We start from the raw sequence: 25,835 nt of genomic DNA, 5'->3' as shown, positions 1-25,835 counted from the left end.
AAATATGACAGAGAAAACAAAAACAGGTTACGTTGCCGTTATAGGTAGACCCAATGCAGGTAAAAGTTCGCTTCTCAATTGGTTAGTGGGCGAAAAGCTTGCAATGGTTTCACATAAAGCCAATGCTACACGCAAACGTCTTAACATCATTGCGATGCATGAAAATACACAAATTATTTTTATTGACACTCCTGGTATACACGAACAAGAACGCCTTTTAAATCAATTTATGCTTGAAGAAGCAATGAAAGCAATGGGAGATTGTGATCTGATTCTTTTTCTTGCCCCTGCAAGCGATAGTATTCAAAACTATATTGATTTCCTAGCCCTCAATAAAGCGAATATTCCACATATGGTTCTTCTTACAAAAACGGATAGTGTTCCGCAAACGGCACTCTTTGATAAGATTGGAGAATATCAGAACTATCAAGATAAATTTGTTGCACTTATTCCTGTTTCAGTTAAAAAAGGTATTTCACAGGCGTATTTATTAGAATCAATTTCTAAATTTATGCCAGAACACCCTTATTTATACGATCCTGAAATTCTTACAACAGAGCGTTCTCGTGATATTTATAAAGAATTGATACGTGAAGCTATTTTTGAAAATACCAGCGATGAAATCCCCTATTTTGCAGATGTCATCATTGATAAAGTTGATGAAAAAGAGACAATCGATAATATTTATGCAACCATCATAGTAGATAAAAAAAGTCAAAAAGGTATTATGATCGGAAAAGAGGGGCAAACCATCAAAAGAATCGGTACAAGTGCACGTCAACTCATCGAATCGCTGTCCCAAAAACGTGTCTTTTTGAAACTTGTTGTCATCGTAAAACAAGGATGGAGCCAAGATAAAGAGATGTTGAAGAAAATTGGTTATATAGTTGAATAGACTTTTTAATTTAGTTGCTACAAATTTCCATGAAGGGTTAACAAATAATGCTCGCTATTGAGAAGAAGAATTTTAGCGCAGAAATTGTTTCTATTGATCCATTTTCAAACATTTCATATACGCACTCGTTCCGTGATTGTACACGTTGCAGTCTGGATACGGTGCAAAAAAATTCTTTTATTATTTCCTATTTACAAACACGCGATGTTATTAGTAGTACCATCGATATTAACCATAACATTCAAGACAGTGATATTAAAGACGCCATTGAAATCAAAATTTACGATGAATTGGCACTTGATTCTTCAATAGAATACGTTATAAATTTTGTTGAAACAGAATCTAAAGATATCAACAATAGATCTTTTAATATTTTTCTTATTGATACAAAATTACTTCAATCTATCTTTTCACCTGTTAAAGAAAAAATTCGCTATATTGATTACATTACTACCGCACCTTTTTTAATCAGAGCTCTCTATCGTAAAGATATTCTCAAGATAGATGAAACACATTGTTTTGTTTATTTTCAAAAATCTGATGCTTTTTTAGCGGTCTATAAAAACGGTGAGTATATTTACTCAAAATCATTGCACTACTCTCTTCATGAAATGCATGAAAAATTTTGTGAACTCGTTGGTGAGAGAATTGATGAAGAGAGTTTTTATAAATTATTACAAGGTACACATAACGAGTATCATCAATTTTTAGAACAACTTTTTAATGATATTTATGTCTATATGAGTGAAATTTTAGTTTTTATCAAGCGCTCTTACAATATAGATTTTATTGAAAAAATCTATATTGGCTCCGAGATCGGTTCATTGAATGGTATGGATAAATTTAGTGAAAGCCATCTTAGACTTGAATCAGCTCAATTTGATTTTAGCTCCACACTGAATTTCTCAAAAGAAAAGAGAGATCAACTTCATTTTCTTATGATGCTTAGTGCTCAGTTGTATATAGAAAATCCTGATGATAATCTCAATTTTTCACCTTACAGAAAACCTCCTCCGCTGAGGGAGAGAGCTTCAGGTAAACTATTGGGTCTGGTGTTGACAAGTATTGCAGTATGTCTACTTTATCCTACCTATCAGTTTCTATACAGCACTTTTTTACATTTTACAATATCTCAGAATAGTGCTAAATACAATGAATTATTTATCGAAACATCCAGTATGAGACAAGATTTAGCATTGTTAAAAACTGAAAAAGAAAAAATTGATGGACTAATCAGTAGTGAAACAACAAAGTTTGAATTTCGAAAAAAACTACTTGTCGAAATTTATAATAAAAAAATTTCTTATGCTATGAAAACTTCTATACTTTTAGAAATTTTTTCTTTATCCAATCAAAATGAGTGTAAAATCGAATTTATTGATTTTAAGAACAATCAACTTGATATTTCAGTACGCAATAAAAATGAAAAGAAAATCACAGAATTTATACAAGCTCTAACAGCTCTTAATAAATACAAAATCAATACAGATAAAATTCTTCAAGATGATAAAATACAGCTCTACACCAGTAAAATCACTATTGGCTTGCATAATGATTAATATTGACACCCTTTTAGAGAGAATTGATTTATTTTTTCAAGGTAAAAAGAACAGCGAAATCTACCTAATTTTGGCAATGGTCTTTTCCCTCATTGTATTTTTATTTTATTCTTTCCTCTTTCCAATAACCGATAAGGCAATAAGTCAAACCATAAGAGATGCTAAAGAAATTGAAAAAAAGCTTCATGAGGAACAAGTCTATTTAAGCTCTGTTTCTAAAGAGAATGATGCAACATTCTTCATAAATAAAATGAAATCTGAAATTGAAAATTCAAAACTTCGCTTAGAAAAAACTCTTTACATCAACACCTATATTGATAATAAACTCAAAGAACTCTCATATTTATTGTTCAATGACAAAAATTGGGCAGATTTTCTTTATTCTATTACACAAAATGCCCAGAAATACTCCGTTCACATCAAAATCATTGACAATAAAATCAACGAACCAAGTATTCAAAAAATAGAACAAATCCTTATACTTAAAGTTTCGTTTAGTGGTTCTTTCACTAATATTATGAAATTTATGAATGCCATAGAAGAGAGTGAGCTTGTTGTGGATATTTCAGAATTTAAGTGGACTAGAGAAAAAAATAGTATTGAAGGTCAATTTACAATCAGTGTTTGGGGAATGAAATATTGAGAACTATCACTTTGATTCTATGCTTGATTGCATTTGGTATGGTAAATGTTATAGCAAAAGAAGGCATATCCTTAGAGCAAGAAGTAAAAGAATACGATCAAATTTTTTCAAAAATAGCCAAAAAAAGAATAGGTATTGATGGTACGATGATTGATAAAATCAATAATCCTTTTATTGTTCAAACTGTTGAACACAATACCAGCGATATTACAGCTCCCGTACAAACACCCGAATACGCACTGGAAGCTATCGTCAATCAAAGAGTTAAAATAAACGGTCAATGGTATGGGATACATGAAACAATAGAATCTTATAAAATTGTAAAAATTACGCAAAAGAGTGCAACACTTGCAAATGAAATTGAAACAAAAGAACTTTTTATCAGGACAAAAAATGGGAACAATGTTAAAATACTTTCCAAATAAATTTATTATTTTTATCATAATCTCCGCTATTATGCTTTCGTCATCGTCTCTTCTTGGTGCGGAAAAAAATGCGGGATGTGAATACCGTACATTTAACATCAAAACCAATAACAAAGCAACAGGTGCTGAGCTACTGTCAGAATTAGCAGAAGTGTGTAATTTTAGTATTATTATTAAAGACTCTGAAGCTGAAAAAACCCTTGCAAAAAATTTGAATGGTATCAATATTAAAAATCTCTCTTTAGACGAAGTGTTTCAAACGGTCATTCACGATAATGATCTTTTCTATTCCTATGATAAAAATTTCTTAAAAATTTCTGCTTTAAGTACCAAATCTTTTAAAGTGGATTATATATCCTCTATACGAGAAGGAAAAGCTGTTATTAACGCGTCTGTAGATGCAACACCAACGGAAACGACAACCTCTGGTGCAACAAAAAATTCAACAACGCAGAGTCAAAATACCATTTCTTCCAATGAATCATTTGATTTTTGGAAAACAATTGCGGCAGAGTTAACCTCTGTTTTAAATACAGGTTCCGAAACGTACCAAGCTGTAGCTCCTATTATTAATGTTAATGCAGGCATGATAACTGTAACTGCAACAAAAAAGCAGTTGGACCGTGTTTCTGACTATATAGAACTGTTAAAAGAGCGATTGCATAAACAAGTATTAATTGATGTTTCAATTGTCTCAGTTTTGCTTAGTAACTCCAATAAAACAGGTGTTGACTGGAGTAAATTTTCTCTTGGATTTAAAAGCAGTACCATTTTCAATAACAGTAACCAAGGACAAACGCATAATAACACCTATTCAAGTGATACCACAGCTAGTACACTTTATGATTCTTCCATTACAAAAAATGCCAACAATCTTACCGTTGTCAATGATGGTATTTTCACCATATCAGGCTTGATTGATTTTTTAGCCTCCAGTGGAGAGACAAAAGTTGTCTCAAGTCCAAAAGTGGTTACAATGAACAATCAACAAGCTTTAATTACCGTTGGTGACAATATCAATTATCGTATCCCTGAGAATACGACAAATACAGCAGCCACAACAACAACAACACTAACAACTACTTACACAAACTTTTCTATTTTTATTGGAGTTTTACTTAATATTACTCCTGAAATTTCTGAAGATAATGAGATCATTTTACGCATTAATCCTTCCGTAAGTAATTTTAAATACTCAGCTGATGATGCACAACAAACTTCACCTAGGCAAATTGCACCTGATACACAAGAAAAGAAACTCTCTACCGTCATAAAAGTTAAAGATGGTTCAACCATTATATTGGGCGGTCTAATTACCAATAATAAAGGAAAATCGGAAAGTCATGTGCCATTACTAAGCAGCATTCCTGTTTTAGGTGAGGCTTTCAAATATTCAGGCGATACCATGTCAACCAATGAGCTTATTTTTGTTATTACACCTCGTATTATTAGTCCCAAAAGTGTGAGCAAAGCAACTCTTAAAGACCTTGGATACAGTCAAAAAATCGATGAATAATCATTACAGCGATCTCAAAAATATTTTCATTGATGGTGAAGTATTTGATTATATTAACCTGAACAAGTCAACAACCATGTACAACAAACTTGTTAATGCCCTAGATAAGCCGTTAAAACTCATTTTATTTTATGGAAAACCAGGTACTGGGAAAACGTTTTTACTGCAAAAAATTCACAATGACCTCAAACAAAAAAAACGTGTCATTTTTTTTCCAAGACCTTTTTTTGAAGAAAAGATTTTTATTAAAGCATTATACGAAAATATCTTTGATGAAGCATCTCCTGACTTTTCAAATTACAATGATTTTTTAGTTTTACTCGAAAAGCACATTACTTCGCCGCAACAAGCTATTCCTGTTTTAATTGATGAAGCACAACTCTATCCAAGAGAACTTATTGAAAAAATTCGCCTTATGGCAGACTCACGTTTACTGAAATTTTTATTTACAGTCCATAAAACAGAACAAGAAGATGTGCTTGCAAAAGACTACTTCCAAACACGTATTTGGGAAACGATTGAAATCGATACTGCTTCTGAAGATGAAATTAAAATCTATATTGAAAAAAAACTCCTTTTTCATAATTGCTTTGGTTACCTTAATCTTTTTAACGCAAAGCATTATAAATTAATTGCCAAGCTTACAGGTGGTAATTTACGATCTATCAATAAACTCATGTACAAACTCTTTGAAATTTTAGAGTATTATGACGAACACAATCCTTCTTTAGTTAAAGCCAATGCTCTACATGTCAAGTATCTTGAGATGGCGGGTATTAGTCTAGGATTGATTCATGCTTAGTACATTAGAGATTATTGAACTGGAAAAGAAGGTTCTAAAATACAGATGTAGGCAACGTTTGCCTTATTATATTGTAGCTTCGTTGATGCTCTTAATTGCTATTGCCAGTTCTTTTTTCTATTTTGCTTCACAAAGTGTTATTACTTCAAAAGAAGTGCAATCGAGTAAAATACAAAATGATGAAAAGCCCATAGATACGAACCTTTCAATAACAGAACAACCCTCACTGCCAACGCAGATACAAAATAGCACAAAATATACTCATGAACAAAACAAAACAGAGGATGCACTGTTTTTACAACTTCCTCTTATTGGGAAAAATAATCTTGAGAAGAAAGGCGCTTCTTTACCAGAAATACTAGAAATACCAGAAACAAAAACAAATATTAATATCCAAGAAGAAGAACTTGACAATAGAGTTTTAATACGAAAAACAACTCAAATGTCTGAAAAACAAATTGATCCTTTATTGTTACCACCTCCTCCACTTGAGGAAGACAAACCAAAAGGTTTTATCAAAATTGAAACACAAGAAGTGAATTCTATTAAGTATCTTAAAGAGAGATTTGATAAATCACACAATATCATTTTTGCATTAATGTTAGCAGATGAATACTATATAGCGAAGAACTATCAAGAGTCCAATAAATGGGCAATCATTGCAAACACGATCGATGCAGATAACGAAAAAAGTTGGATTTTATTTGCAAAATCTAAAGTGAAACTAGGGAGAAAAGAGGATGCCATTTCTGCACTGGAAGCTTATTTAAAAAATAATAAAGCCAATAAAGTCGTACAAAGCGTACTTAACCGAATTCTTAGCGGAGAAAACATTGATTAAGTACATTTATTGTCTTACGCAGTTCAATGCTATAATAGATAAAATTTACAGGTAATGGTAGATAACATGAATAATAGTACAACAACACTTTTAACCTATCTTATTCATAATAAAATTCTTGATGAAAAAAGTGCTACCGAGATCAAAGAAGAGCTAGAAGAAAATAATTATAAAATATTGGGCGACATCCTTTTAAACAAAAATATCATTACTAAAGAAGATCTACTTGTTCTGATCATTGATTTTTTTAAGAAAAATCAACTCAAACTTGAAGATATTAATACCAATTTTGCCATCAGTAATGAAACATTTTTGCAAGCCTTAGCAAAAAGCCTTCATTACAAATATCTGGATTTAGATTCTATTGATATAGACTATCGACTCTCCTCCAAACTTCCTTTTATGCAACTCAAGAAGTTTAAAGCACTCCCCATTAGTGAAGATGAAATAAACGTTTTTGTAGCACTTAGGGATCCTCTGGATATCAATGCACAAGAAGGCGTACAGAGAATTTTTCCACGAAAACTGTTAAAAATTGTTATTGCAGAACCCACACAAATTGATAAATATCTTGTCAAAATGGAACTCAGTGAAAGTATTAAAGGCTTAGTAAGCGATATTCGCAAAGAGATAACATCCAGTGCTATTGATAATCCACAAGAATCTTCAAGTATTTTTAAACTGATTGAAATTCTTCTCAAAACTTCTATCTTAGCCCGTGCGAGCGATATTCACATTGAACCCACGGAAAACAACTGCATTGTGCGTAGCAGAATCGATGGAATGCTTACTGAAACATTTATTTTTGATAAAGACATTTACCCTCCACTTTCTTCACGTATGAAATTACTTTCCAATATGGATATTGCTGAAAAACGTAAACCACAAGATGGTCGTTTTTCAGCTGCCATTCTTGGGAAAGAGTATGACTTTAGGATTTCTGCACTTCCGACAATTAATGGAGAATCAATCGTCATTCGTGTTTTAGATAAATCCAAAGTTATGATTAAGATTGAAGATTTAGGCATGCAACCTGCAACGTACGAAAAATTCTCACAAGCAATGCGAACACCTTATGGAATTATCTTTGTTACAGGACCTACAGGAAGCGGTAAGACGACCACCCTCTATGCAGCATTAAATGCTATTAAAAGTGTTCAAAGTAAAATTATTACCGTTGAAGATCCTGTAGAATACCAATTAAATTTAACACAGCAAGTGCAAGTGAATGAAAAAGCCAATTTAACATTTGCCTCAGCACTGCGATCTATTTTAAGACAAGATCCTGATATTATTATGATCGGTGAGGTACGGGATACAGAAACTTTGCGCATTGCTGTTCAAGCAGCACTGACGGGGCACTTAGTATTTTCAACACTCCACACTAACGATGCGTTAAGTGCGGTAACAAGGATAGTAGATATGGGTATAGAGCCTTATTTGATTAGTGGCTCACTCATTGCTATTGAAGCACAAAGGCTGGTGCGAAAACTGTGCCCGCATTGTAAAACAAAATATACGTTACCCAAAACTGCTTATGATGAAATTCAAATAATGTTACCAGAGAATTATCAGTTTTATAAAAACAATGGTTGTGAAAAATGTTCTCAAACAGGTTATTTGGGACGTGAAATGATCTCTGAAATTTTACCAATAAGCGAGAAAATTTCAAGTATGATTGCACAAGGTATCCCTAAAAGCGAAATCAAAGAGCAAGCCATCAAAGAAGGCTTTGTTGACATGTATCACGATGGAATTATCCGTGCTGCCAATGGTATTACATCACTAGATGAAATTGCAAGAGTAGCAAAAGGGTGAAATATTTTGAAGTGAATTACCTTTTTAAAGGGCAAAGAACAAAAACTATTATCAAATCCCCTAATCGCAGAGATGCGATTGCAATTGCAAAAGTAAAAATTCCAGGGATTATTTTAACTGTTAAAGAGACTTCAATACCACTGGAAGATCAATTAAACGAACTCAAAGTGCAAATTGTGGGAAAATTGTTTCGCAAAAAAATTAAAACAATAAGCCTCATTGCTGCTATTCGACAACTCAGTGTTATGACCAATGCGGGTATATCTATTCATGATAGTATTAAAGAAGTCGTCAATTCTACAATGGATAAATCACTTAAAACTATTTTCAACAGCATTAATGATGATCTAAATTCTGGTCTTAGTCTCACACAAGCTTTGATGCCTTACAAACAAGAGGTAGGCGATGTGACGATTGCAATGGTAGAACTCGGTGAGAGTACGGGTAATATGGCAGAATCTTTAGAAAAATTAGCAGAAATTTTAGAAGAAATTGAAGAAAATAGACAGAAATTTAAAAAAGCATTGCGTTATCCAATTACTGTTGTTATTGCTATTGCCATCGCTTTTTCAATTCTCATGATCTATGTTGTTCCAAAATTCAAAGATATTTTTAGTAAGCTCAAAACAGAACTTCCTCTCCCAACCAGAATCCTTCTTTTTATGGAAAATTTGATTAATAATTATGGGGTTTATCTGCTTGCAGTGATCATTGCAACAATTGTTTTGGTTAAATATTTACTGAGTAACAACGAAGAGTTTAAGAAAAATTATGATCAATACATTCTCAAACTCTATTTAATTGGTGACATTATTTTATACGCAACACTAAGTCGCTTTTGCCTCGTTTTTACCGAACTAATTCGCGCAGGTATTCCTATTGCTGATGCACTCGATACTGCTATTTTAACACTTGAAAATACATTCTTGAAAAAAAAGCTTTCTGCTGTAAAAATATCAGTGCAAAGAGGTGTTTCTCTTACAGAAGCATTTCGCGATACAGGCTTATTTGAAGGGATGCTCATTCAGATGATCCAAGCAGGTGAGCAAAGTGGTATGCTCTATAAAATGCTCGAGAAAGTTACAAACTATCTCAAGTCACGCTTCAACCTTATTATTGATAATATTGCCAGTTATATCGAACCTATTTTATTGGGATTTATTGCTGGAATGGTTCTTTTAATGGCACTTGGTATTTTCATGCCCATGTGGGATATGGCAAAAGCTGTCAAAACATAAACATCATAAGCGTTTGCCTCACATTTGAATGCAAGGCAAACATATTTTAAAACTCTTTAGGAATGGTACAATCTAATTGATCTTTGAACTTCTCTTTGGAGAGTTCAATAAGCTCTTTTTGTCCAATATTAGCAATTAAGCACAAAGCGCCTAATTTTTTACACCATAAACGTTCAACTTTAATTTTATAGTCATCCTCTTTTACTTTTGTATAGATACTCCAACTACGAATACTTTTTTTCTCTTTATAATCAAGTACTTCAATAATCTCTTTATCATCAATTTTACGATCTATGACAGAACGTAATTGCGTTTCATTAAGACCCAAACGCCATGCTTTATATCCAATAACGATTGCACGAGCGCGTGCTGGTGTGTTTGTTTTTAATTTATCAAAACTGACACCAAAATATTTGAGAGCAACAATAATATCTTTTGCTTTAAAAATTTTGTCTCTTTCAATAAACTTAGGGAGGTTAGTACTTTCCAATCAATATCCTTTGTAATAAATGCATTAAAATGGCCAAATGGTTTCCATAAACTTAGCACCCCATGGCTTTGTTGTTGTCTGATCAATATCGCCTTCTGTTTTGTAGAGAATCTTCGCGTCAGCAATAAATTTAGAATCAACATTATTGTTCTTATCAATATCATAAGGGCGAATAACGCCACTGACTTGTATAATCTGTTTTTCACCGTTTATAAGCAGCTCACGACTTCCTTCAATAAAATAGTGCCCATTATTAAGCACTTTGATAATACGTGCTGAAATAGTCGTTGCGAAGCTTTCATTACGGGTATTACTTCCATTGCCCGTAAAGGAGTTATTTGAGCCTGCGGTAAAGCCTATATTACCAACTTCATTTAAATTTTTTGAAACTGTACCCAAAACACCGCCACCTGCAGCCGTTGTTATACCAGCGCCTAACGTATCAGCACTCGTTTTAGTAAGCGCTTTTTTACCTGTTGATGTCTGTGCCGTTTTTTCAGTAATAGTAACAGTTACAACATCATTCAAATGCATTGCTTTTAGATCAGCAAACAAAGGGTTATCTCCTTGCCCAAAAAGACTACCCGGATTTGGAGGCATTGTCTCATTCACTTTGGAAGGTGTTTCATCGACGTAAACAGGAGCTTTCATGCTAATTTTTGGATCAGCAGGATGAACAGAACAGCCTGCCAAAATTAAAACTGCTACAAAGCTACATGCAAAAACTCTCATATAACTCCATTTTATTCTATTTTTTACCATTATACTATAAAATATGCCCCTCTAAAGCAAATTAAGTACCAAGGAAAAAAGATGTCACAACTTAAAACAAAACTTCAAGATGACCTTAAAGAGGCAATGAAAAATAAAGACAATTTCAAACGTGATGTCATCCGTTTTTTGATGAGTGCCCTCAAGCAAATTGAAGTCGATGAACGTAAAGAACTTAGTGATACTGATATTGTTAAAATCATCCAAAAATCACTCAAACAGCGCGATGATGCAGCAATAGCTTTCCAAGAAGCCAAAAGAGATGATTTGTATGAAAAAGAAATCGCAGAAGCTGCTATTTTAAAAAGCTATTTACCACAGCAACTCAGTGATGAAGAACTAAAAACAATTATTCAAAAACATATTCAATCGAGCGGTGCTACAAGCCTTAAAGAGATTGGTAAAATCATGGCTAGAGTACTTACAGAGTGTGAGGGTGTCGCTGATGGTAAAAGAATCAACGCTATTGCGAAAGAGCTTTTAGTCTAAATACAATTTTCCATGTAGAGAAAATCTCTACATGGAAATCATCATTATTTTGTATGATGTTTTTCAATCATTTCTAGCGTTTCGATCGCAATTTCAAGTTCTTCATTGGTTGGGATTACCAAAACTTTTACTTTACTATCTGGTGTGCTAATTTGCATAATATCACTTGATCGCATTTCGTTAAGTCGTGGATCAATTTTAATACCAAGATTTTCTAAATTTGCACAAGCCTTAAGACGGACACCACTATCATTTTCACCAATTCCTCCTGTGAAAACAATACAATCAACTCGACCAAGAACTGCACTGTAAGAACCTATATATTTTTTTAAGCGATAGATGAACATATCGCGTGCCAATTGCGCTTTTTCATCACCCTCTTCTGCCATACGTGAAATTTCACGCATATCATTATTGCCACAGATGCCTTTCAATCCGCTCTCTTTATTAAGCATTTTATCAAGATCATCTAACGTAAGCCCTCGCTTGCGAGCAAGATAAAAAAGTATAGCAGGGTCAAGATCACCACTACGTGTGCCCATAACTAAACCTTCAAGTGGTGTTAACCCCATAGAGGTATCTACACTTTTACCATTTTCAATAGCCGAAACACTCGCACCATTCCCTAGATGAAGCGTAATGGCATTGAGTGTATTCATCTCTTGTTTAAGGTACTTGGCTGCCTCTTTTGTGACATAATAATGTGACGTTCCATGAAAACCATATCTTCTAATACGCAACTCATCATAGTATTTATAAGGAATAGCATACATGTAAGCATGTTGTGGTAATGTTGAGTGAAATGCCGTGTCAAAAACAGCAACTTGCGGTACCTTTGGACTTTGCTGTACGGAGACTTTCATACCCGCTAAATGACCTGGATTATGCAAAGGCCCTAGTGGGATTAAACGCTCAATCTCTGACATGACATACTCGTCTACCATAGCAGGTTCTTGAAAGGAAGCTCCACCTTGGACAACACGATGTCCTATGCCATCAAGCTCATTAAGGTCATGAATAACCTTTGAGTGAATTAAAGCTTCACTCATCCATTTTAAAGCTTCATCATGATCTTTTATAGAACATTTTTCTTCTCTTTTTTGCTCAGCGCCCGTTTCATCTTTGTATTTAATTTTAGCCATTGACTCTTTTTCGCCAATTTGCTCAATCATACCGCTTGCTAAGACCTCGTTATTGGACATATTGAAGAGTTGATATTTAACAGAAGAACTACCCGCGTTTAAGACTAAAATTTTCACTTGTTTGCTCCATCATTGGTTTGTGCTTGAATGGCAGTAATGGCGACAGTATTAACAATATCAGGAACAAGACAACCCCTACTTAGGTCATTAACAGGTTTACGTAAACCTTGAAGAACAGGACCAATAGCAACAGCGCCTGAACTTCTTTGAACCGCTTTATAGGTATTATTGCCTGTATTAAGATCTGGGAATATAAAGATCGTTGCTTCACCCGCAACCTTGCTATTAGGTAACTTCGTTTTAGCCACACTTGGATCAATTGCAGCATCGTACTGAATAGGTCCTTCAACCATTAGATCTGGACGAGTTTCTTGAACGATTTTTGTTGCAAGTCTCACTTTTTCAACCTCTTCGCCTTTGCCTGAATCACCTGTAGAATAAGAGAGCATTGCAATTTTTGGCTCAATGCCAAACATCTTCGCTGTGTCAGCCGATGAAATAGCAATTTGAGCAAGTTCTTCAGCATTAGGGTCTTGATTGACTGCACAATCACCGTAAACAAGTACACGTGTATCTAAACACATAAAGAAGAGACTTGAAACAATAGAAATACCCGGTTTCGTTTTGATAATCTGAAGTGCAGGACGAATCGTCTCTTGCGTAGTATGAATAGCACCAGAGACCATACCATCAGCATAGCCCAGATAAACCATCATCGTACCAAAATAGTTTTTCATCATCATACTATCACGTGCAACATCCAGTGCCAAACCTTTAGCTTTGCGCATCTCATAAAAAGAAGTTACAAATTCTTCCATGAGTGGCGATGTCAAAGGGTCTATAATCGTTGCTTTACTGATGTCAAGACCAAGGCTTGCACTTTTGCGACGTACCTCTTCTTCAACACCTAATAAAATGATATCGGCAACATCACGACGTAATAAAATCTCTGTGGCACGAAGAATTCGCTCATCATTGCTCTCAGGAAGTACGATTTTTTTACGATCACGTCTTGCACGCTCAAAAAGAGCATACTCAAACATAATAGGCGTAATAGATGAATGTGTTGAAGATTCTGTGTTAATAGATTTTTCTATCTCAGCAATGTTAACATTGGATGAAAAAAGACCCATCGCAAGTGCTATTTTTCGTACACTTTGAGGTGTAATGGTTGCGGGAACTTTGGCAACATTTACAGCAGTATCAAATGTACCATTATCTACACTTAAGATAGGAATAGAAAGGTCTTTAAACCCTGCTATGAGTTTATTAATTGATTTATGCGGCATCATACCTGCAGTCAGTAAAATACCTGAAATATTTGGATAATTGTTGGAAAATACGGTGCTAAGACATCCTACGATAATATCTGATCTATCGCCAGAAGTGATAACCAAATCGCCATCTTCAATGTACTCTAAAAAGTTATCAAGCTTCATTGCGGCTATTTTGCTCTGTTTTACCACACGTCTAAGGTCTTTTTCTTCACCGTAAATGTGCATACAGCCTAATTTCTTTTTGATTTCCGCAACTGTAGGCGTGTCAAGCTCTGGAACTTCAGGAAGAAAATAAACAGGAGATTTTTGGAGTGGTGTTTTGCTGTTGAGTTCTTTCAACTCTTCAGATTCTGCTTCACCTAAGCGATTGACAAAGGTTGCAAAGTGTTGACAACCAGCAACTTTAATTGCTTCTGCTTCGATGTGAATTTCATCTAATACCTCTTTAACACTCTTATGTTTCCCTTTAAGTACACTGATAAAAGGACTGCTAAGATTTTTTGCAATAGAAAGGTTAATGTCAAAGTCAAGTGTTTGTGAAAAATTGGACTGATTCAGTCCTTCAATAAGCACAAAATCGTACTGACTTTCTAATGTTTTAAGTTTATCAATGAGATTTTCTAAAACGTGATTGTATTTGTTTTCAGCGATTAAGCTTTCGACTTCGTGCACGGTGTAACCATAAGTATCTTTATAGTCCATACCTAAGGCATAATGCTCAAGCATAAAATCAATATCTTTATCAACTTCATTGCCATCTAAAATGACAGGGCGAAAAAAAGCCACTTTACCAAGACGGCCTTTTAACAATTCCATAATACCCATCGCTACGATCAGACTGCCCGCTGCTGGTGCAAGCGATGAGATATACAAACTCTTAGTTTTCATCTCACTCCTTTATATTTCTGACTATCATACTTTAGATCGTATAACATTCGTATAATAAAATGGAATTTTCAGATAAAATTTGGGGCATCATTAGAGAAAAGTATCACATCTCCTGCATGTGTGTGTTCTGCTAAGATTTCTTGGAGTTTGGATTTATCGGAAATAATAATTTTTTGCGCCTTTTTGACATGCGCATCTAAAATCTTCGCATTAGTTTTACTGGTAATCATCACAAGATCAAAAATTTCATCGATTTTCTTCGCAAGCGTTGTATTTGCTTCTTCAGTACTTTCAACAATTCCTGGAGTAATAATAATTTTGCGACCTTGATGTTTTGAAACCAATTCATAAGAACTGAGCATTCCTTCTAAATTTCCATTAAAACTATCATCGATAATAAGCTTTCCACCTGCTTCAATTTTTTGAAGACGATGCTCCACACCTTGCAAACGTGCAACGGCTGTTCTGATCTCTTCAATACTAAGACCAAGTGTGTGCGCTACATGAATGGCTGCTGCAATATTGATAGCGTTAAAATCACCCAAAAGATTACAGCTAAACGGCTCTTTAACACCATCAAACATCATTGAAAACGAAAGCTTTTCAAGTGTTGCTTCAATGTCACTGAGTTCTGCACCAAAAGAGACGATAGTCTGCGTTTCTTTTATATGTGCACTCTCATGTACAAATGCTTTCTCAAGCCTCGAAGAGTTAACCATTTCCATCTTGGTATTGCGGATATTTTCTAATGTTTTAAAATACTCAATATGCTGCTCACCAATACAACCAACGACGGCAATATGAGGATTGACAAGTCGTGCAATTTCATCAATATCGCCTTTCATACGAGCGCCTGCTTCAACGATGTAAACATCGCAAACATTAGGCAATGATTCGTTGATATCCTTAATAATACCTCCAAGGGTATTAACACTTCGAGGTGTTTTATAGACATGTAGTTTAGTGCTTAAAATTTGTGCTAAAAAGTTCTTAATACTCGTTTTACCGTAACTTGCCGTTATTGCAACAACTTTCAGCGTACTGTTTTCCATTAGTTTTTTTTCTGCTTCTTTCTTAAAACTCAAAAAAAGCATCTTTTCATAAAGCATACTGGCACATTGTGCAACAACAAGAGGAATAACAACGCCTAATTTTAGGCATGAAGCAAAAACAGCACATAAAAGATCTTGGAAAACTATTGCTAAAACTAAAAAAAGGAAAAATCGCTTGATTCGTGCAGTCCAAACAAGCTTTTTATCCATTTTTTTCTGCCATAAAAATAGTACTCCACCAAAGAGCACAACCCAACAATAGAGAAAAAAACTCTCTAAAAAATAGTAGCCAATTAAAGGTAATACAAAGAAACAAAGATGCCAGTCATAGCGATTATAATGAAATAAAACACGCTCAATTTTATAACTATACCATTGCATTGCCGTCATAAAATAAAAGCCTATTGCTACGGTAAAACCAAGATGTACCATGCTCGTTACTATCTGTTCCATACTCTATCTCTTTTCAAAATTATCAAAGACCAATTTATTGATCTTGGTACATGTGACATCTTTAACATCTGAAAACATAGAGCCATCATATAACTTGCTGATAAAAAACTCCAAATCTTCTTCGTACGTTGTGTTAATCACGACTTCAACACTTCCATCATTTATATTTTTAACATACCCAACATAATCTAATGCTTGTGCCATATCGACAACAAAACGCCTATAATTAACGCCTTGAACGCGTCCTGTAACCATCAACTTGTACGTATTCAAAATCCGAACTCCAAAAGCGTTTTTTCAATCTCTCTGTTTTGTTTTAAGAAGAAAAAATGATCTCCATCCAATGGATAAAAATGACTTCCTTGTATTAAAGCATGTATTTTTTGACCGCTTAAAAGTGGCGTTGCACGGTCTTCTTGACCCCAAAAAATAAATGTTTTAGCTTTACGTGCTAAAAATTTCTCACTAAAATCTTCATTCACAACAATTTTAAGTATTTCATACATCGTTTGACTCATTCCATCAACATCTTTTGTTGCAAATAAACGGTATAAAGAGCGAGGTGCGAAGGGTTTTAGCATTTTAAAGAGTGCTATTTTTGTTCTTACTTTAAGCGACTTTGGCGCAATAATGCCAGCACTTGAAAGTAAAACAAGCGTCTCAGGGTTAAGGATCGTAGCCACTTTTCCACCATAAGAGTGCCCTACTATCATACAAGGCTTTATGTGCAATTCGTCTAAAAATGATTGAACTATGTGAGCATATGTCATGGTATCAATAACATCATTAATAGAAGACTGCCCAAAACCAGGAAGATCGAGATAAAGGTGTTGATAGGAAGGAAATGTTTTTGCAAACGCTTGCTTCATAATCTCTTTGTTGCTTCCCCAGCCATGTAAAAAAAGGATTGTTTGAGGTTGCCCTAAATGGAGCATTTCATACGCAAGTGCATAGGTACTATTTTGAAATAAAATCTCTTTCTTAGCCATCACTCTTCTTTTTCGTGCTAGCGTAGATTTTTTCTAGGATTTGAACAGCTTCGCTCATTTTTTCGTATTCATCTACCGTGACCATAACCGCTTCAAAACGGTTATTTTTCACGATGACGACACGTTTGTTATTGCCTTTGCTAAGGCTTCCTAACACGGAGCTAAAGTTGCGTACCATGTCTGTTGCAGTCATTATCTCGTTCTTGGCATAGGTCATTACAGTAAACCTTTGTGCAAAATTTTATGTAATATCTTACATAAACAAGACTTTTACTTCCCTTTAGCAGCTTGAATTGAGTTGATATAGCGGTATTCTTTACGCATTGCTATACTTTTAGGTAACCATTTTGCAAGTAATTTTATAATGCTATCAAAGTCATCAAAAAGATAATTTGCCATGCTTCCTGGAATTGGGTTGATTTCATTAAGGTATGTTTTACCCTCTATGACAAAGAAATCACAACGAATAAGTGCACCCAAAAAGAGTGGATCATACAATTTAGTAAAGGCATCTTTAATACCTTTTTCTGTTTCTATATCTAAAGTAGCTTCGTTGACTCTTTTGGTACGAGAAAAGTCCAAATATTTTTTGTCAAAATCTAAAAATTCTTCTTTTTGTGGCTCTTCAATGATGGAAAAATGGAAGGTATCGCTTTTACAACCTGCAAGATTGTACTCTTTGACACCGCTGATAAATGGCTCAATGAGCACGGTATCATCAAACTCAAAAGCAACATCCAGTGCATAGGCAAGTTCTTTTTCCTCTTTAACAATGCCAATCCCAATAGAACTGCCAAGACGCAATGGTTTAACAATAAAAGGGTAAGGAATTCTAATAGGCTCAGGGCTGTCTTTGCGCAATGCTTGATAATCCAAAACATCGACCCCTACTTCTTTGGCATACAATTTAGTAAAGAGTTTATTATAACTGATACAACTTCCTTCCGTGCGAGGACCAATATAGGGCACACCAAAGAAATCAAGCATAGAACTCAGTTTTCCATCTTCACCGTCTTGTCCATGGACAAGGTTAATCATCACATCAAAAGTAATTTTCTCTTCACCCAACATCTTTTTAGCATAAAAGCCACCAAGTTTGAGAAAAAGTGTTTTGTCTTTTTTATACTCACTACTGCTAAAACGTTTTGAAGTAATTTTATCTGTTGGTATCAAGTAAAAATTACGTTCATAATCACAAAAAATATAAACAATGTCACTTTTAAGAACTTTTTTGAGAGCAATGGCACTCACTACGCTAATCTCGTGTTCAAAACTTTGGGCGCCAAATAAAACGGCTACAGTCATCTTCTTCCTTTGTTAACTAAGCTTTCTTAGGGCTTCTTTTATAAGTGTTTGTGTATCGCCACCTTGAACGGTACTTAATACTTTTTTAATCATCTCTTTTTTAAATCCAAGACTTTCTAAGGCAAGTGATGCTTCAAGAATACTTCCTGAAGAGGCATCATCACTGTGTAATTGCAATGAAAAATCACTGAGTTCCACCAAAATACGTTTTGCACTCTTAGGGCCAATTCCAGGGACTTTTTGAAAAGCTTGGACATTTTGGCTGATCAGAGCTTGTGCAAAATCATCGGGACTGAGTGTCGAACATACGGCAAGAGCCGTTGAGGGACCAATGCCATTGAGTTTAATAAGTGTATCAAACACTTTTTTCTCATTTTCATCCATAAAACCATATAAACTGTGCTGGTCTTCTCTGATAATTTGCGTTACATGTAAAAAAATCGCATCGGTATTAATTTTCCCGATACAAGCCAATGAAACAAAAACCTTATAGGTAAGTCCCGAAGGTGTTTTAATGTGGACAAAAGTAACCTCTTTCTTGGCTACAGTTCCTTCAATACCAACTATCATTTGCTGCTATACTCGGCTGAACGCATAATTCTTTGCTCTCCATTACCCATATCTTTAAGGGTAATCTCACGTGCAATTTCGTGCTCTTTCGGATTGTAAGTAACATCTTTTGGTGGATAAATGAGTCTAAAACGCACTTCATTAAACTCTTTCCATGCAGAGTGGTTAATGATTTTAGCGGTAAAGACTTTATTTTGAACTTTATTAAGCTCTTCTCTATACTCTTGTAATTCTTCTTTTTTATCTTTGAACGTCTGTAAAAAATTATTGTAGTCAATTACTTTTTCTTGAAAATCTTTGATCTTTGCAAAAAGTGTTACAGGAGGTTCAACGCCTGTGCGCTTAAGCTCCATAATTTTTTCTTTGACCATTTCAGCCATTGGTTTATTCTTATCAATAAACTCTTTTTTGGCACTGAGTTGTCGAGGATAAGCTTTAAGTTCTTCTTCGAGCTTTTCGATTTTTTTATTGATAGACTCAATTAATTCATTAAATTCTTTTGTGACACTCGGATCTATAATAAATTTATTATTAGTACCTTTAAGCTCTGTTACTTCTAAAATCTCAGAAGCAGTTATCTTGGCATTGGACATAAGACTATCAATTTTAACAATCCTTGCAATAACTTCACCGCCTATCATCTGCTTTACATGTACATTCTCACCAATAACTTTGCCACCTTCTAAACGGTCAATCTCTACATCAACGCCATTTGCTTCACCTCGGTGAACTGAAATAATGATTTTATCTGCTTCAATGTACGAACTTTGATGTGTTTGTCCACCAATATCAGCAATTTTTGCTTTAAGTTTAGCGCCACTGCCAATATTACCTTGAACATGTATTTCAGAAGTTTCCACACTCATACCAGCGCCTATGGCATCTTTTAGAATATCTTTCTCTTTAATATTAATCTTAATATTAGAACCTAAACTCGCATCAATTGAACCTGTAGATTTAAAGCTAATCTCGTTAATTTCCATTTGATCCTGAATATCATACGTACCTTTTTCAAAATTAACATAACCACCGCGATTTGCAAGATACTTTATGCTTGTTTCGCTCTCTTTTTTTGTTAAATTAGCAGTAATTAAAATAGGCGCATCATTGGTTTTTCGTGGCTCTTTAACCGTTAAAAAAGCCCCTCTACAATTTCTTCCAGGTGTTCCAAGTTGCGGTTTAATGTATTCAATAATACACTCATCTTTATCCACAGCTAAAACAAATCCTCGTTTAGAATAATCCACTTTACCGTCTGTGCTTTTTGCGTTAATTTTCTTTTTGTAATGAAAAATAAGATCGTCATTTATAGAAGGTACTTCATCAACACCTTGGCAGGCGACAAACGTGTAGTTTTGATCAATAATACCGTTCACACGAACATTGGCAACGATCTTTTTGACCTCTTTATACATATTTTGATCACGAATACCAACCAAAATACCTGCTTTTATTTTTTTGATCTGAATATCTTCAATGATTTTTTCTTCAAGCTTTGATGTGTACTTGACGTCGTGGTTTTTGGCTACCATCGCAATGATTTTTGTCAAATTTTTATTGCCACTGAGCGAAATGTCAGGAATGATCGTATGGTCATTTTCTGTGTCATCAATTTTATAAATTTCAACGCGATAATGTTGTGTTAATTTGAGATTTGGGTTAAGCAAAAAACTATCATCCAATAAAAGCTTCAACTCTTCCTCATTCATCTCATTATTTTCGCTTTTTTCATCACTGTAGTATGTTGTAACATTGAGTAATTTAAACGCTAAATCTGTTGCTTTGAGATGGTTTGCAGCAGAAACATTTTTAAGTTCTTTGATGACATTTGTTGTGTCTATGACGATGGATTTAAATTCAGACGTACCACCATCGCTTTGCTTTGTCGCGTCCGTATTATTTCCCTTAATTTTGTCAAATAGCCCCAATGTGCACCTCTAAAATAGATTTAAATGAGTTCTGAACCCGTGTGTTGTATATCGACCAAAGTTACATATATGTTACATAGTAGGTTGCGTATCTTAGCGAAATATAGATAAAAATTTTGTTTAAACGTTATTTTGGTAAAATACTCAATGCTTATTAAATCATTTTTTACAAACAGTATCGGGACGTTAGTCTCGCGCATTTTTGGCTTTATTCGGGATATGCTGAGTGCTTCTATTTTAGGAGCCAACATCTACAGCGATATTTTCTTTGTTGCATTTAAATTTCCAAACCTCTTTCGACGAATTTTTGCTGAAGGTGCATTTACTCAAAGTTTTATTCCAAGCTTCATCAAAGCACCTAAAAAAGCGCTATTTACTTACACAATTTTTATACGCTTTTTACTTTTTTTGATTATTTTTTCACTTGTAGTAACACTTTTTAGTGAATCCTTTGCAAAAATTATTGCTTTTGGATTCGACGATGAAACAGTTGCACTTTCAGCCCCTTTTGTTGCCATTAACTTTTACTATCTTCCACTCATTTTTTGTGTAACTCTTTTTGGTTCACTCCTTCAATACAAACACCATTTTGCAGTTTCAGCTTTTTCCACAGCATTGCTTAACATAGGAATGATAGGCGCTTTACTTTTATTTCAGGGGTATGATCGCAAAACTATTGTCTATGCCCTTAGTTATGGTGTTTTAGTTGGGGGCTTACTTCAAGTTCTCGTCCATGTTATTGCTCTAAAAAAAGATAATTTTTTAAAACTCTTTGCCGTTGGGTTTAAATACCGTCATAAAAGAGATGCCACATTAGAAGAGAGTAATAAAAGTTTTAATCGATCGTTTTGGCACTCAATCATTGGCAATTCAACGCCTCAAATTGTCTCTTTTGTCGACACAACGCTGGCAAGTTTTTTAGTGAGTGGAAGCATTAGTTATCTTTACTATGGAAATCGTATTTTTCAACTTCCTTTAGCACTTTTTGCGATTGCTCTTACTACGGGTATTTTCCCAAGAATTACCCGTTTAATCAAAGCCAATAATGATGATGAAGCATCAAAACTCCTTGCCCAAGGCTTTTGGGTATTAGCTTTTTTACTTACAACATCGACAATGGGCGGTTATATGCTCAGTTATGAAATTGTAAAACTTCTGTTTGAACATGGCTCCTTTTCACATGAAGACAGCCTCACAACAGCATGGGTTTTGGGAATGTACATGATAGGTTTGATTCCTTTTGGACTGGCTAAACTTTTCTCTTTATGGCTCTACGCACAGATGAGGCAAAAAGAAGCGGCAGTCATTGCAATGTACGCACTGGGATCAAATCTTATCTTTTCATTTACACTGATTAAGCCTATGGGAGCAGCTGGTCTTGCCCTTGCTGGGTCGTTGTCAGCTTTCGTTTTGCTCTTTTTTACCCTACGCTCTTTTGGGCTCAAAAAGTTTTTTGCTATACTGTATAATAAAAAATCACTTATTTTAATTTTAGTACTACTGCTTGAATGGTATGTACTAGGTTGGTTAAAGGAACTCATGCATGTTTATTTATGATTCGGTACAAAAGAAAAAAGTACCGTTTATCCCCATCAAAGAAAACGAAGTTAAAATTTATGTCTGCGGACCAACAGTGTACGATGATGCCCATTTAGGGCATGCGAGAAGTGCTATTGCGTTCGATCTTTTGCGTCGAGTGTTCGTATCACTGGGGTATACCGTCACATTTGTTAAGAATTTTACAGACATTGACGATAAAATCATTAACAAAATGAAAGAGAGCGGCAAGTCTCTTGAAGAAATCACCTCCTTTTACATTGAGCGTTATAAAAACGAAATGCATGCTTTACATGTAAACGATGCAGACATCGAACCAAAAGCTACAGAAACCGTTTCAGAGATCATCACGTTTATTGATACGATGCTCGGTAAAAAGGTCGCGTATGCTACCAGCGATGGTATCTATTTTGACACATCAAAAGACGATAAATACCTCAGTTTAAGTCATCGCGTCATTGAAGAAGAAGCCAGTCAATCACGTGTCGCGCAAAAAGAAGAGAAAAAAGATCAAAGAGATTTTGCACTGTGGAAATTCTCAAAAGCCAATGAACCAAGTTACCCTGCCCCTTTTGGTGTAGGACGCCCCGGATGGCACATTGAGTGTTCTGCGATGATTGAAAAGCATCTTGCAAGCAGTGGTGATTTTCAGATTGATATTCACGCAGGAGGAGCGGATCTTCTCTTCCCACATCATGAAAATGAAGCGGCACAAACCAGATGCAAAAGCGATCAAGAACTCGCCAAATACTGGATGCACAACGGCTTTGTTACCATCAGTGGAGAAAAGATGAGTAAGTCTTTAGGCAATAGTTTTTTCTTAAAAGACGCGCTTGCCAATTATAGCGGTGAAGTGCTTCGTTTTTATCTCCTTGCAACGCATTATAGGGCTAATTTTAACTTTTCTGAAGAAGATTTACTAAACACCAAAAAACGACTTGATAAGCTTTACCGTCTTAAAAAAAGAGTTTTTGAAATAACACCGAGTGAACTCTCATCTAACTTTAAAACGTCAATGATAGAAGCACTAAGTGATGATCTTAATATTTCTAAAGCATTGGCAAGTATGGATGAAATGATCTCGTATGCAAATGAAATGTTAGATGCTAATCCAAAAGATAAAGCCTCTAAAGCAGTGACCCATGCCAATCTTATTTGGATTGAAGCACTGCTTGGGATTGGACTTTACAATCCTTACACTTATTTTCAAATCGGTGTAAGTGACGCTGAAAAAGTTGAGATTGAAGCGTTGATTGAAAATCGCGCACAAGCTAAAAAAGATAAAGATTTTACTAAAGCTGATGAAATTCGTACACTTTTAGAAAAAAAACAAATTCAGCTTATGGATACCGCTAGTGGAACACAATGGGAAAAGGTGAACTAGATGAAAAGCCTACGTGGTATCTTAAAACGTTTTTTACCTTTTTTTAAAGATTATATTCCTTACTTTCTTCTGGCTATTTTTGGTATGGTACTTTCGAGTGGTGGCACCGCCTATTCCGCTTATTTGGTAAAGCCTCTTTTGGATGAAATTTTCATCGCTAAAGATAAAGAAATGCTTCAATTTTTACCCTATGCCATTATTGCTGTTTATGCTGCAAAAGAAGCTGGACGATACATGCAAGCCTATTTTACAGCTTATATTGGTCAAGATATTATCAAACGTTTTCGTGACAACATTTTAGAAAATCTTTTAAAGCTGGATCTCTCTTTCTTCCATGAATACCGCACGGGAGAGCTCATTAGTCGTAATACTAATGATGTTGAGCGTGTCAGAACAGTTGTCTCAAACCTAATCCCCGAATTTTTACGAGAAACATTCACTATTTTTGGTCTTATAGGTGTTGTAATTTATCAAAGCTCTGAATTAGCATTTTATGCTTTAATAATTATGCCTTTAGCGATCTATCCTCTTAGTATTCTGTCTAAAAAAATGAAGAAAGTTTCACGCCAATCTCAAGAAAAAGTTTCAGATATTACGGCAAAACTGAGTGAAATTTTTAATAATATTGAGATTATTCAAGCCAATAATGCTCAAAAATATGAACATGATCTCTTCAAAAAAGACAATGAACGTTATTTTAGACTTACGATGAAATCAACTAAAGTCAATGAACTGGTAAGTCCTGTAATGGAAACATTAGGATCAATTGGGGTTGCTGTTGTTATTTTAGTAGGTGGCAAAGAAGTTATAGAAGGAAGCATGAGTGTAGGAGCGTTTTTCTCGTTTTTAACGGCTCTTTTTATGCTTTATACACCTATTAAGAGGATTTCAGGTCTTTACAACAAGATGCAAGATGCTGTCGTTGCAAGTGAGCGTATCTTCTTTTTACTTGATCAAACACCTTCAATTAAAACAGGAAATGCCTCTTTACCACAAAAAATTGATACGATTACTTTTAACAATGTCTCACTCTCTTACGGTGAAAAACAAGCATTACATGACGTAAGCCTTGAGGCAAAAGCAGGAGAAATGATTGCACTTATTGGTGATAGTGGTGGTGGTAAAAGCTCTTTAATGAATATGCTTATGCGCTTTTATGATCCAATATCAGGCACTATTTGCATCAATGGAATGGATCTAAAATCATTTGATCTTCACGACCTACGCCACAACATTGCTATGGTAACCCAACGAGTCTATATCTTTCACGATAGCATTGCAGCAAACGTCGCGTATGGCAAAGAGATAGATGAAGAAAAAGTGATCGATGCACTTCAAAAAGCTAATGCCTATGAATTTGTGCAAAACTTACATGAAGGTATTTACACCCATCTAGATGAATTTGGAACAAACCTTTCAGGTGGACAAAGACAACGCATTGCCATAGCTCGTGCTATTTATACCAATCCGCAGGTACTTATTTTAGATGAAGCAACCTCTGCTTTGGATTCACACAGTGAACAAAAAATAACAGAAGCTATTGAAAATCTTATCAAGGACAAGATTACTTTTGTCATTGCACATCGTTTAAGTACTATTAAAAAAGCAGATAAAATTGCTCTTCTTAAACACGGCAAAATTTGTGCTATTGGCAGCGATGAAGAGTTACTTAAAACATCCCAAGAGTATCTTAATCTCAAAGGTTTACAACACTAAAACTGCCTAAAAATCAACCATCTTTTA

24 protein-coding genes are annotated in these 25,835 nt (G+C 34.8%); 13 read left to right on the top strand and 11 right to left on the bottom strand.

Annotated elements, in window-relative coordinates:
• The first annotated feature begins 4 nt into the window (after nucleotides 1-4).
• The 9 genes from era (at nucleotide 5) to V7Q04_RS06430 (ending at nucleotide 9,737) form a co-directional block, all read left to right on the top strand.
• Nucleotides 5-895: a GTPase Era gene (era, locus tag V7Q04_RS06470; protein WP_333804126.1), complete on the top strand. Its 891-nt coding sequence runs from the start codon at nucleotides 5-7 to the stop codon at nucleotides 893-895.
• Between the two features lie 47 nt (nucleotides 896-942).
• Nucleotides 943-2,454 carry a hypothetical protein gene (locus V7Q04_RS06465; RefSeq protein ID WP_333804125.1) on the top strand — a complete coding sequence of 504 codons (1,512 nt, stop codon included), beginning with the start codon at nucleotides 943-945 and terminating at the stop codon, nucleotides 2,452-2,454.
• Nucleotides 2,447-3,097 carry a type 4a pilus biogenesis protein PilO gene (gene pilO / locus V7Q04_RS06460; RefSeq protein WP_333804124.1) on the top strand — a complete coding sequence of 217 codons (651 nt, stop codon included), beginning with the start codon at nucleotides 2,447-2,449 and terminating at the stop codon, nucleotides 3,095-3,097. The genes V7Q04_RS06465 and pilO overlap by 8 nt, the downstream gene beginning before the upstream one ends.
• Nucleotides 3,094-3,522, top strand: a complete 429-nt coding sequence (locus V7Q04_RS06455; RefSeq protein WP_333804122.1) for a hypothetical protein — start codon at nucleotides 3,094-3,096, stop codon at nucleotides 3,520-3,522. Before pilO ends, V7Q04_RS06455 begins: the two co-directional genes overlap by 4 nt.
• Nucleotides 3,491-5,038, top strand: coding sequence for a pilus (MSHA type) biogenesis protein MshL (mshL, locus tag V7Q04_RS06450; protein ID WP_333804121.1), 1,548 nt, complete (start codon nucleotides 3,491-3,493; stop codon nucleotides 5,036-5,038). Before V7Q04_RS06455 ends, mshL begins: the two co-directional genes overlap by 32 nt.
• Nucleotides 5,031-5,840, top strand: coding sequence for an ATP-binding protein (locus tag V7Q04_RS06445; protein ID WP_333804430.1), 810 nt, complete (start codon nucleotides 5,031-5,033; stop codon nucleotides 5,838-5,840). The genes mshL and V7Q04_RS06445 overlap by 8 nt, the downstream gene beginning before the upstream one ends.
• The gene (locus V7Q04_RS06440) at nucleotides 5,833-6,681 is read left to right on the top strand and encodes a hypothetical protein (protein ID WP_333804120.1); all 849 of its coding nucleotides are present in this window, start codon (nucleotides 5,833-5,835) and stop codon (nucleotides 6,679-6,681) included. The genes V7Q04_RS06445 and V7Q04_RS06440 overlap by 8 nt, the downstream gene beginning before the upstream one ends.
• Nucleotides 6,682-6,747: 66 nt before the next feature.
• Nucleotides 6,748-8,499, top strand: a complete 1,752-nt coding sequence (locus tag V7Q04_RS06435) for a GspE/PulE family protein (RefSeq protein WP_333804119.1) — start codon at nucleotides 6,748-6,750, stop codon at nucleotides 8,497-8,499.
• Nucleotides 8,496-9,737 (top strand): type II secretion system F family protein, encoded by a 1,242-nt coding sequence (locus tag V7Q04_RS06430; protein WP_333804117.1) that lies wholly within the window; start codon nucleotides 8,496-8,498, stop codon nucleotides 9,735-9,737. Before V7Q04_RS06435 ends, V7Q04_RS06430 begins: the two co-directional genes overlap by 4 nt.
• Before the next feature lie 46 nt (nucleotides 9,738-9,783).
• Here V7Q04_RS06430 and V7Q04_RS06425 read toward each other — a convergent pair whose 3' ends face one another.
• Nucleotides 9,784-10,227, bottom strand: a complete 444-nt coding sequence (locus V7Q04_RS06425; protein ID WP_333804116.1) for a hypothetical protein — start codon at nucleotides 10,225-10,227, stop codon at nucleotides 9,784-9,786.
• 24 nt (nucleotides 10,228-10,251) lie between these two features.
• Nucleotides 10,252-10,959 (bottom strand): flagellar basal body L-ring protein FlgH, encoded by a 708-nt coding sequence (gene flgH / locus V7Q04_RS06420; protein WP_333804114.1) that lies wholly within the window; start codon nucleotides 10,957-10,959, stop codon nucleotides 10,252-10,254.
• A gap of 81 nt (nucleotides 10,960-11,040) precedes the next feature.
• On the opposite strand from flgH, the gene V7Q04_RS06415 reads away from it, so the two are divergent.
• The gene (locus V7Q04_RS06415) at nucleotides 11,041-11,487 is read left to right on the top strand and encodes a GatB/YqeY domain-containing protein (protein ID WP_333804113.1); all 447 of its coding nucleotides are present in this window, start codon (nucleotides 11,041-11,043) and stop codon (nucleotides 11,485-11,487) included.
• 44 nt (nucleotides 11,488-11,531) lie between these two features.
• On the opposite strand, the gene V7Q04_RS06410 is transcribed toward V7Q04_RS06415, so the two are convergent.
• From V7Q04_RS06410 to V7Q04_RS06370, 9 genes are all read right to left on the bottom strand, one after another.
• Nucleotides 11,532-12,746, bottom strand: coding sequence for an acetate kinase (locus V7Q04_RS06410; RefSeq protein WP_333804112.1), 1,215 nt, complete (start codon nucleotides 12,744-12,746; stop codon nucleotides 11,532-11,534).
• Nucleotides 12,743-14,854, bottom strand: coding sequence for a phosphate acetyltransferase (gene pta, locus V7Q04_RS06405; RefSeq protein ID WP_333804111.1), 2,112 nt, complete (start codon nucleotides 14,852-14,854; stop codon nucleotides 12,743-12,745). The genes V7Q04_RS06410 and pta overlap by 4 nt, the downstream gene beginning before the upstream one ends.
• Nucleotides 14,855-14,922: 68 nt before the next feature.
• Complete coding sequence (locus V7Q04_RS06400; RefSeq protein WP_333804110.1) at nucleotides 14,923-16,359, bottom strand: UDP-N-acetylmuramoyl-tripeptide--D-alanyl-D-alanine ligase; 1,437 nt, start codon at nucleotides 16,357-16,359, stop codon at nucleotides 14,923-14,925.
• A gap of 3 nt (nucleotides 16,360-16,362) precedes the next feature.
• Nucleotides 16,363-16,632: an acylphosphatase gene (locus tag V7Q04_RS06395; RefSeq protein ID WP_333804108.1), complete on the bottom strand. Its 270-nt coding sequence runs from the start codon at nucleotides 16,630-16,632 to the stop codon at nucleotides 16,363-16,365.
• Nucleotides 16,629-17,348: an alpha/beta fold hydrolase gene (locus V7Q04_RS06390; protein WP_333804106.1), complete on the bottom strand. Its 720-nt coding sequence runs from the start codon at nucleotides 17,346-17,348 to the stop codon at nucleotides 16,629-16,631. The genes V7Q04_RS06395 and V7Q04_RS06390 overlap by 4 nt, the downstream gene beginning before the upstream one ends.
• Nucleotides 17,341-17,565, bottom strand: a complete 225-nt coding sequence (locus tag V7Q04_RS06385; RefSeq protein WP_333804105.1) for a prevent-host-death protein — start codon at nucleotides 17,563-17,565, stop codon at nucleotides 17,341-17,343. The genes V7Q04_RS06390 and V7Q04_RS06385 overlap by 8 nt, the downstream gene beginning before the upstream one ends.
• Before the next feature lie 53 nt (nucleotides 17,566-17,618).
• Nucleotides 17,619-18,653: a D-alanine--D-alanine ligase gene (locus V7Q04_RS06380; RefSeq protein WP_333804104.1), complete on the bottom strand. Its 1,035-nt coding sequence runs from the start codon at nucleotides 18,651-18,653 to the stop codon at nucleotides 17,619-17,621.
• A 12-nt stretch (nucleotides 18,654-18,665) separates the two neighbouring features.
• Nucleotides 18,666-19,223: a Holliday junction branch migration protein RuvA gene (gene ruvA / locus V7Q04_RS06375; RefSeq protein ID WP_333804103.1), complete on the bottom strand. Its 558-nt coding sequence runs from the start codon at nucleotides 19,221-19,223 to the stop codon at nucleotides 18,666-18,668.
• Entirely contained in the window at nucleotides 19,220-21,151 is a 1,932-nt protein-coding gene (locus V7Q04_RS06370) for a flagellar assembly protein A (protein ID WP_333804102.1), read from the bottom strand. Before V7Q04_RS06370 ends, ruvA begins: the two co-directional genes overlap by 4 nt.
• 147 nt (nucleotides 21,152-21,298) lie before the next feature.
• Here V7Q04_RS06370 and murJ point away from each other — a divergent pair, with 147 nt between their 5' ends.
• From murJ to V7Q04_RS06355, 3 genes are read left to right on the top strand one after another with little or no spacing between them, the layout of a single operon-like run.
• Nucleotides 21,299-22,708 (top strand): murein biosynthesis integral membrane protein MurJ, encoded by a 1,410-nt coding sequence (gene murJ / locus V7Q04_RS06365; protein WP_333804100.1) that lies wholly within the window; start codon nucleotides 21,299-21,301, stop codon nucleotides 22,706-22,708.
• Complete coding sequence (gene cysS, locus V7Q04_RS06360; protein WP_333804099.1) at nucleotides 22,695-24,092, top strand: cysteine--tRNA ligase; 1,398 nt, start codon at nucleotides 22,695-22,697, stop codon at nucleotides 24,090-24,092. The genes murJ and cysS overlap by 14 nt, the downstream gene beginning before the upstream one ends.
• Complete coding sequence (locus tag V7Q04_RS06355; RefSeq protein WP_333804098.1) at nucleotides 24,093-25,808, top strand: ABC transporter ATP-binding protein; 1,716 nt, start codon at nucleotides 24,093-24,095, stop codon at nucleotides 25,806-25,808. It begins immediately after the preceding gene.
• The last annotated feature ends 27 nt before the right edge of the window (nucleotides 25,809-25,835 follow it).

The organism is Sulfurospirillum sp. (assembly GCF_036802865.1).
GTDB lineage: Bacteria > Campylobacterota > Campylobacteria > Campylobacterales > Sulfurospirillaceae > Sulfurospirillum.
Note: the sequence above shows the minus strand (reverse complement) of the source record. Positions and strands in the feature narration are given on the sequence as shown.

Coding starts and splice junctions, on each gene's coding strand:
- flgH (WP_333804114.1), bottom strand. CDS start 10,959: ATGAGAGTTTTTGCATGTAGCTTTGTAGCAGTTTTAATTTTGGCAGGC.
- pta (WP_333804111.1), bottom strand. CDS start 14,854: ATGAAAACTAAGAGTTTGTATATCTCATCGCTTGCACCAGCAGCGGGC.
- cysS (WP_333804099.1), top strand. CDS start 22,695: ATGTTTATTTATGATTCGGTACAAAAGAAAAAAGTACCGTTTATCCCC.
- mshL (WP_333804121.1), top strand. CDS start 3,491: ATGGGAACAATGTTAAAATACTTTCCAAATAAATTTATTATTTTTATC.
- ruvA (WP_333804103.1), bottom strand. CDS start 19,223: ATGATAGTTGGTATTGAAGGAACTGTAGCCAAGAAAGAGGTTACTTTT.
- pilO (WP_333804124.1), top strand. CDS start 2,447: ATGATTAATATTGACACCCTTTTAGAGAGAATTGATTTATTTTTTCAA.
- V7Q04_RS06380 (WP_333804104.1), bottom strand. CDS start 18,653: ATGACTGTAGCCGTTTTATTTGGCGCCCAAAGTTTTGAACACGAGATT.
- V7Q04_RS06355 (WP_333804098.1), top strand. CDS start 24,093: ATGAAAAGCCTACGTGGTATCTTAAAACGTTTTTTACCTTTTTTTAAA.
- V7Q04_RS06445 (WP_333804430.1), top strand. CDS start 5,031: ATGAATAATCATTACAGCGATCTCAAAAATATTTTCATTGATGGTGAA.
- V7Q04_RS06435 (WP_333804119.1), top strand. CDS start 6,748: ATGAATAATAGTACAACAACACTTTTAACCTATCTTATTCATAATAAA.
- V7Q04_RS06400 (WP_333804110.1), bottom strand. CDS start 16,359: ATGGAACAGATAGTAACGAGCATGGTACATCTTGGTTTTACCGTAGCA.
- V7Q04_RS06415 (WP_333804113.1), top strand. CDS start 11,041: ATGTCACAACTTAAAACAAAACTTCAAGATGACCTTAAAGAGGCAATG.
- V7Q04_RS06385 (WP_333804105.1), bottom strand. CDS start 17,565: ATGACCTATGCCAAGAACGAGATAATGACTGCAACAGACATGGTACGC.
- V7Q04_RS06390 (WP_333804106.1), bottom strand. CDS start 17,348: ATGGCTAAGAAAGAGATTTTATTTCAAAATAGTACCTATGCACTTGCG.
- era (WP_333804126.1), top strand. CDS start 5: ATGACAGAGAAAACAAAAACAGGTTACGTTGCCGTTATAGGTAGACCC.
- V7Q04_RS06465 (WP_333804125.1), top strand. CDS start 943: ATGCTCGCTATTGAGAAGAAGAATTTTAGCGCAGAAATTGTTTCTATT.
- murJ (WP_333804100.1), top strand. CDS start 21,299: ATGCTTATTAAATCATTTTTTACAAACAGTATCGGGACGTTAGTCTCG.
- V7Q04_RS06440 (WP_333804120.1), top strand. CDS start 5,833: ATGCTTAGTACATTAGAGATTATTGAACTGGAAAAGAAGGTTCTAAAA.